This is a genomic window from Gilvimarinus sp. 1_MG-2023 (assembly GCF_030548285.1).
On the sequence record NZ_JAUOSC010001166.1, the window covers coordinates 1 to 262 of the forward strand.

The following is a 262-nucleotide window of genomic DNA, read 5'->3' on the forward strand; positions in this document are numbered from 1 at the left end:
GTACTGCCCGGTGCTGCCATGGCCTGGTGGAACAGGAAGATCAGCCAGACATGACTGACCTGCTCAAGGCCATCGAATGCCAGCGGATCATCAAATGGTGGCAGCAGGGTGATTTCTCCCCGGGCAGCCGGTGCCAGCATGGGCTGCCTCGGGATGGCAAATTTTTCACGGAATGGCGTATGGGCAATGGCAACGGGTGATAAAGAATACATGGTGCTGTGATGTCTCGGCTGCAGCGGCCCCTTGCGGAGCAAAATATCAG

At 57.3% G+C, this 262-nt stretch carries 1 protein-coding gene; it reads right to left on the minus strand.

The window, feature by feature from the left end; translation table 11 throughout:
* The coding region (locus Q4563_RS20530; protein WP_336623069.1) for a TrmO family methyltransferase domain-containing protein at positions 1–262 on the minus strand (262 nt) is incomplete at both ends.